At 29.4% G+C, this 7,055-nt stretch carries 8 protein-coding genes and 1 pseudogene; 4 read left to right on the top strand and 5 right to left on the bottom strand.

Annotated elements, in window-relative coordinates; all coding sequences use genetic code 11:
* Window positions 1-754: pseudogene (locus ABY863_RS06185) on the top strand (glycine dehydrogenase (aminomethyl-transferring)); the annotation flags it as partial.
* 58 nt (window positions 755-812) lie between these two features.
* Here the strand turns inward: ABY863_RS06185 and ABY863_RS06180 are convergent.
* Genes ABY863_RS06180 through dnaA form a run of 3 tightly spaced genes read right to left on the bottom strand, consistent with a single transcriptional unit; the run spans window position 813 to window position 3,421 of the window.
* Window positions 813-1,529 carry an SAM-dependent methyltransferase gene (locus ABY863_RS06180; protein ID WP_372793389.1) on the bottom strand — a complete coding sequence of 239 codons (717 nt, stop codon included), beginning with the start codon at window positions 1,527-1,529 and terminating at the stop codon, window positions 813-815.
* A complete protein-coding gene (locus tag ABY863_RS06175; RefSeq protein ID WP_372793388.1) occupies window positions 1,522-1,983 on the bottom strand; it encodes a low molecular weight protein-tyrosine-phosphatase in 462 nt (153 codons plus the stop codon). Before ABY863_RS06175 ends, ABY863_RS06180 begins: the two co-directional genes overlap by 8 nt.
* A gap of 10 nt (window positions 1,984-1,993) precedes the next feature.
* Window positions 1,994-3,421 (bottom strand): chromosomal replication initiator protein DnaA, encoded by a 1,428-nt coding sequence (gene dnaA / locus ABY863_RS06170; RefSeq protein ID WP_372793387.1) that lies wholly within the window; start codon window positions 3,419-3,421, stop codon window positions 1,994-1,996.
* Between the two features lie 165 nt (window positions 3,422-3,586).
* On the opposite strand from dnaA, the gene ABY863_RS06165 reads away from it, so the two are divergent.
* Complete coding sequence (locus ABY863_RS06165) at window positions 3,587-3,994, top strand: acyl-CoA thioesterase (RefSeq protein WP_372793386.1); 408 nt, start codon at window positions 3,587-3,589, stop codon at window positions 3,992-3,994.
* Here the strand turns inward: ABY863_RS06165 and ABY863_RS06160 are convergent.
* Together ABY863_RS06160 and ribD are read right to left on the bottom strand one after the other, a co-directional pair.
* The gene (locus tag ABY863_RS06160) at window positions 3,984-4,571 is read right to left on the bottom strand and encodes a YigZ family protein (RefSeq protein WP_372793390.1); all 588 of its coding nucleotides are present in this window, start codon (window positions 4,569-4,571) and stop codon (window positions 3,984-3,986) included. The genes ABY863_RS06165 and ABY863_RS06160 overlap by 11 nt on opposite strands.
* Window positions 4,572-4,602: 31 nt before the next feature.
* Window positions 4,603-5,661 carry a bifunctional diaminohydroxyphosphoribosylaminopyrimidine deaminase/5-amino-6-(5-phosphoribosylamino)uracil reductase RibD gene (ribD, locus tag ABY863_RS06155; RefSeq protein ID WP_372793385.1) on the bottom strand — a complete coding sequence of 353 codons (1,059 nt, stop codon included), beginning with the start codon at window positions 5,659-5,661 and terminating at the stop codon, window positions 4,603-4,605.
* Window positions 5,662-5,683: 22 nt separating this feature from the next.
* On the opposite strand from ribD, the gene ABY863_RS06150 reads away from it, so the two are divergent.
* Together ABY863_RS06150 and prmC are read left to right on the top strand one after the other, a co-directional pair.
* Window positions 5,684-6,175 (top strand): GNAT family N-acetyltransferase, encoded by a 492-nt coding sequence (locus ABY863_RS06150; RefSeq protein ID WP_372793384.1) that lies wholly within the window; start codon window positions 5,684-5,686, stop codon window positions 6,173-6,175.
* The gene (prmC, locus tag ABY863_RS06145) at window positions 6,175-7,032 is read left to right on the top strand and encodes a peptide chain release factor N(5)-glutamine methyltransferase (RefSeq protein WP_372793383.1); all 858 of its coding nucleotides are present in this window, start codon (window positions 6,175-6,177) and stop codon (window positions 7,030-7,032) included. The genes ABY863_RS06150 and prmC overlap by 1 nt, the downstream gene beginning before the upstream one ends.
* The last annotated feature ends 23 nt before the right edge of the window (window positions 7,033-7,055 follow it).

Genomic DNA, 7,055 nt, shown 5'->3' with positions numbered 1-7,055 from the left:
TAAAACTTTTGCAATTCCACACGGTGGTGGAGGTCCTGGAGTTGGTCCAATTTGTGTAGCTAAACATTTAGCTCCTTTTTTACCTTCAAATCCTATAATTCCAACTGGAGGAGAAACTCCAATTACAGCTGTTTCATCAGCTCCGTGGGGATCGGCTTTAGTGCTATTAATTTCATATGGTTATATTAAAATGCTAGGTACTAATGGATTAAAATTAGCTACAATTAACGCTATATTAAATGCTAATTATATAAAAGCTCGTTTAGAAAAACATTATAAAATTTTATATGCTGGTGAAAATGGTTTTGCAGCACATGAAATGATTGTTGATTTTAGAGAATTTAAAGCAAAAGGTGTTGAAGTTACTGATGTTGCTAAACGCCTAATGGATTATGGATATCATGCTCCAACTGTTTCATTTCCAGTAGCAGGAACATTAATGATTGAACCTACTGAAAGTGAAGACAAAATTGAATTAGATCGTTTTTGTGATGCTCTAATTAGTATAAAAGGAGAAATAGACACTATGGAAAGTGGAGATACTAATTCTGCACTAAAAAATGCACCTCATACAGAAGAAATGTTAACTGCTAACGAATGGAATTACCCATATACCCGTCAACAAGCTGCATTTCCTCTACCTTATATAAAAGAAAATAAATTTTGGCCTTCAGTTAGAAGAGTTGATGATGCTTATGGAGATCGTAATTTAATATGTTCTTGTAACCCTATTGAAGATTATATTGTAGAATAAAACAACTTCTAAATAATACTTAACTAAAAAGGTTTAAACAATATGTTTAAACCTTTTTTTATTCTTTATGAATTATAAAAATAGTTGGCCTTTTATGTAAATCTGGATTTTCATTTTTCCAGTCTTTCACTTCCAAAGTTCTAATATATTCAGATGGTAAAGTAATATCACAAGCTACACATAGTTTTGCAGTTGGTGTTAATGTGCTTTTTAAATCTGCAAGCATTTTATCATTTCGAAATGGTGTCTCTATAAATATTTGAGATTGATTTTTATCTTTAGATAATCTTTCTAAATTTTTAATTACTGCTTTTCTTTCAGAACTATCAATTGGTAAATACCCATTAAATGCAAAATTTTGCCCATTAAAACCTGAAGCCATCATTGCTAAAACAATAGATGAAGGACCTACTAAAGGTACTACCCTTATGTTTTTTTCATGAGCTAATTTAACAATTTCTGCGCCAGGGTCAGCAATTGCAGGAACACCCGCTTCAGAAAGCAACCCTACTGAAACTCCTGAAGAACAAATATCTAAATAAGATCTAACTTCAAGCTGATCAGCATATTTATCTAACTTTAAAATTTTTAAAGATGGCTGAGATTTTCTAGGTGCAATTTGCTTGATAAATCTTCTTGCCGTTTTTTCGTTTTCAACAATAAACCAATCTAATTCTTCTATAATTTTTTTTACAGAAAAAGGAAGCACCTCTAAAGGTTCTGTATCACCCAAAGTGGTTGGAATTAAATACAATTTCCCTATTTGATTATCCATTTTTATTTATTTTTTTAGCAATAATTTCACAGGCTTCATCAAGCATTTTATAAACATTTTTAAACCCATAATCACCACCACTATATGGATCAGGTACATCTAGATTTTCATCAGGAAAAACTTCATTTAGAATTAGCTTCACCTTTAATTTATCATTTTCATTTCTCGCCAATCCAATAATATCTTCATAATTTGAGTTATCCATGGCATAAATAAAATCAAATTTATCAAAATCTTCAATCACAAATTTTCTAGCTGATTGGTCTGTAATATCTATGTTATTCTTTTTTGCAATCTTTATAGACCGCATATCTGGTTTCTCACCTATATGATACCCACCCGTTCCAGCAGAATCTACAGTAGTTTTGAAATCAAATACTTTAGATTTCAAGATACCTTCCGCCAATGGAGAACGGCATATATTACCGAGACAAACCATTAAAATTTTGGTCATTATTTATAAATTAAAAAGTAAGTTTCTTAGTTATATCGTCTACGTACTTTCTAAATTGCTTATCAGTTTCTGTTAAGTTATCAACAGTTTTACAAGCATGAAGTACAGTGGCGTGATCTCTTTTTCCAATTTGAGAACCAATACTAGCTAATGAAGCTTTTGTCATTCTTTTTGCAAAATACATGGCTAATTGACGTGCCTGAACAATATGTCTTTTACGAGTTTTGGATTGCAAAGTAGCTACATCTAATTCAAAATAATTAGAAACTATTTTTTGAATATAATCTATAGAAACCTCACGTTTGGTATTTTTAACAAATTTATCAACAATTTGTTTTGTTAAAGATAAGGTAAATTCTTTTCTATTAAATGAAGCTTGTGCAATCATAGAAATTAGCACACCTTCCAATTCTCTAACATTTGATTTTATATGCTTTGCTATATACTCTAAAATTTCTTCTGGCATTTCAACACCATCTCTATACAGTTTATTTTGTAAAATAGAAACTCTAGTCTCATAATCAGGCACTTGTAACTCTGCAGATAATCCCCACTTAAATCTAGATAGTAAGCGTTGCTCAATATCTTGCATATCAACTGGTGCCTTGTCTGAAGTTAAAATAACTTGCTTTCCATTTTGATGTAAATGATTAAAAATATGGAAGAAAACGTCTTGAGTCCCAGTTTTACCCGATAAAAATTGAACATCATCAATTAGTAAAACATCAACCATTTGATAAAAATGAATAAAATCATTTCTAGTGTTCCCTTTTACAGAATCAATAAATTGTTGTGTAAACTTCTCTGATGAAATATATAAAACCGTTTTATCAGGATATTTATCTTTAATTTGAACTCCAATAGCATGTGCTAAATGAGTTTTTCCTAAACCAACTCCACCATAAATTAATAATGGATTAAAGGAAGTTCCTCCCGGTTTATTTGCAACAGCCATACCCGCAGAACGAGCCAACCTATTAGAATCTCCTTCAATAAAACTATCAAAATTATAATTTGGATTTAATTGAGATTCTATTTTAACTTTTTGAATTCCAGGGATAATAAACGGATTTCTTAATTCACGTTTATTAAAATCTAAAGGAACATCCATCCCTTGAGGGTTCATTGGATTTCTGTTTGAACTTGGAATTTTAACAGTATGTGGTTTACTACTACTGTAATTATTTTCCATTCTAACATCATAAATCAATTTAGCATCTTCACCCAACTGTTTAACTAATGCAACTCTTAATAACTTAATATAGTGTTCTTCTAACCATTCATAAAAAAACTTACTTGGCACTTGAATTGTAAGTGCTTCACCAGATAATTTTATTGGCTTAATAGGCTCAAACCAAGTTTTATACGCTTGTGGTTTAATATTGTCTTCTATAAAAGATAAACATTCTCCCCAAACTGATGATGCAGTAATTGTCATTATTGTTATTAAAATATTATTAGTTTAAATTAGCCGAATAAAAAAGCTGCCCAATTAAGCAATTTTAGGCTTTACAAAAATGTGAATAAATTTTAGTATAAAAAAATTAAATGTAGTTGATTATTGTTTTTATTTTACGTATCATAACAATATTAAATAAATCAAATGATTTCTGATAAAATAGAATTTAGAGTTAGATATAGCGAAACTGATCAAATGAGTTTCGCATATCACGGAAACTATCCACAATACCTAGAAATGGGACGTATTGAATGGCTTCGAAAGTTAGGCATCTCCTATAAAAAAATGGAAGAAACTGGTATTATGTTACCTGTAATCAGTCTAAATATAAATTACAAAAAACCAGCTAAATACGACGACCTTTTAACACTTAAAACAACCTTAGTAAATAAACCTTTAGTTAAAATAAAATTTGAGTTTGAAATTCACAATCAAAACAACGAACTTTTAACTACCGCCAATGTAACTTTAGCTTTTATAAATTCCATCACAAAAAAACCTACCAGAGCGCCAGAATATCTATTAAAAAAGTTGGCTGAAGTTATTGATTGACTTCTTTAATTTTTAAACATCGTAAATCTGTAAATAATTGCTCAACTTTAGCTGCATTTTTTTTTCGAACATAAATTAAATACTCACAATTTAAATTCATTGTTTGATTTTTAATTTCAATATTATTTTCTTTTATAATTCGCATCACTTTATTCATGTCTTTATAGTCGAAAATTAGCTGAAAATAAACATCAATTGTTTTTTTAGTTATAATGGATTCATCTAAAATTAATTTTGCAGTTGTTTTATAGGCATTTATTAACCCCCCAACACCCAATTTGGTTCCTCCAAAATACCGCACAACAACCACTAAAACATTTGTAATATCAAAAGATAAAAGTTGCCCATAAATGGGTTGCCCTGCTGAGTTATTAGGTTCACCATCATCATTAGCTCTATAACGAATATCTTCCACTCCTAACTGCCAGGCATAGCACCAATGCCTTGCTGCATGATGTTTTTTCTTCAATTCATCAATGTGAATTTTAACCTCATCTTCGGATGTGATTGGAAAAACATAACCAATAAACTTACTCCCTTTATCTTTAAAGAGCGCATCGCCATTTGATACTTCTATTGTTTTATATGTGTCTTTTTCAGAAATAATTTTAATCTTTGAAATTATTAATATATACCTTTAATATATCATTTGAAATTTTTTTAATTTCAATTGGTGATTTTTTTATTTTAGGTGATTCTAGTCCAGTTTCAAATAAAATATCCCCAACAAAAACAAAAGCTTCATCCCATAAATTTTCATCAATGAAGCTTTGCAAAGTTTCCCTTCCACCTTCTATAATTACAGATTGAATTTCATATTTATATAAAACTTCACAAACTTGTTTCGGCACATGTACATTAAAATCTATTTCTTCAAAAATCACATTATTTTGAAAACTTACGCTTGAAGAGTTTTCAGTTAAAACTATAGTTTTAACAGTTCCATCAAACAAATTATAATTGCTTGGTATTTTTAAAGTTCTGTCTAAAACTATTCTAACAGGATTATTTCCGCACCAACTTCTAGTTGTTAAACTAGGATTATCATTTAAAGCTGTTGTTGTTCCCACCAAAATTGACTGCTCTTCAGCTCTCATTTTATGTACGAGTTGTTGTGAATAAGTATTTGAAATCCAGTTTGGAGAGTTTTCAGAAGTTAAATCACGTAATTTATCTATAAAACCATCTGATGTTTCAGCCCACTTTAAAATTATATAAGGTCTTTTCTTAGTATGAAACGTAAAAAAACGTTTGTTTAGGTCTTTACATTTATCTTCTAATACTCCAACAATTACATTACAGCCGTTATCTTTTAAATACTTCACTCCTGCTCCACTAACTTTACTATTAGAATCAATAATTCCAATAACCACATTTTTTATTTCGCTAGTAACAATTAAATTAGCACAAGGTGGTGTTTTTCCAAAATGCGAACAAGGTTCTAAACTTACATAAATTGTAGCTTTTTTTAATAAAGATGTATCTTCAACTGAATTTATTGCATTTACCTCTGCGTGTGGTTCTCCTGCTTTTTTATGCCAACCTTCACCAATAATAACATCATTTAAAACAATAACGCTTCCAACCATCGGATTTGGATAGGTTTTCCCCAAACCGTTTTTAGCCAAATCAATGCATCGTTTTATATATTTTTCGTGTATATTCACATCGTAAAAATAACATTTTAAAATGACTCATAACAACTTTAAAATCAGAGAAATTCAAGTTTCAGACAATCCGAAAATAGCAAAAGCCATTCGTGATGTGTTAATAGAATTTGGGGTCCCTAAAGTTGGAACTGCTTATGCTGATAAAATTTTAGATACCTTATATGAAGCCTACCAATTTGAAAAGGCAATTTATTATATAATTGAAAAAGATGGTGAAATTTTTGGTGGTGCAGGAATTAAACAATTAGATAATTATGAAGGAAACGTGTGTGAACTTCAAAAAATGTATTTTTTATCAGAAGCACGAGGAATTGGTTTTGGTAGTAAAATGATGGAAATATGCCTAAAAAAAGCTAAAGAATTTGGTTTTGAACAATGTTATCTAGAAACCTTGCCTTATATGGAAGATGCAAGAAAACTGTACAGAAAAGTTGGTTTTAAAGATTTAGATAAACCAATGGGTGACACTGGTCATTATTCTTGTAATTTATGGATGTTAAAAGACTTATAATGTTAATTCAAAAATTTAAAAAACAATTTTTCTCAGCGCTATCTGATTTATATCCTGAAACAGAAATTCTATCCTTTTTTAATATTTTAATTGAATTCAAATTAAATTTATCTCGTGTTGACTTGGCTCTAAAACCAAATTTAGAATTCAATAATAATGAATTATCTTTTTTTGAAAATGCATTATCAAATTTAAAACAGCATATTCCAATTCAATATATAATTGGCGAAACTGAATTTTACGGACTTACATTTAAAGTAAATAATACCGTTTTAATTCCTAGACCAGAAACTGAAGAATTAGTAGATTGGATACTTGAGGAGTTAAAAGTTGAAAGTCGAAAGTCAAAAGTTAACATATTGGATATTGGAACAGGAAGTGGTTGCATTGCCATTTCACTAGCTAAAAATTTACCAAATGCTGAAGTTTTTGCTATTGATATTTCTTCGGAAGCAATAAAAACAGCAAAATTAAATGCACATATTAATAATGTAGCAGTAAAATTTATTGAAGTAGATATTTTAACGCTAAATGAATTACCACTAAAATTTGATATTATTGTTTCTAATCCACCATATGTTCGTGAATTAGAAAAAGAACAAATGCATAAAAATGTTTTGGCTAATGAACCACATCAAGCCTTGTTTGTAAAAAATGAAGAACCACTACTTTTTTACAACAAAATTTCTGATTTAGCGAAATCTCATTTAACCGCCAACGGAAGTTTATATTTCGAAATTAATCAATATTTAGGAACCGAAACTGTTGACTTATTAAAATCAAAAGGCTTTAAAAATACTGAATTAAAAAAAGATCTATACCAAGTAGATAGAATGTTAAAAGCAACACTTACATAAATACACTTCAAATATTCAATATT

Origin of the sequence: Lutibacter sp., assembly GCF_041562875.1 — a bacterium.
Lineage (GTDB): Bacteria > Bacteroidota > Bacteroidia > Flavobacteriales > Flavobacteriaceae > Lutibacter.
Note: the sequence above shows the minus strand (reverse complement) of the source record. Positions and strands in the feature narration are given on the sequence as shown.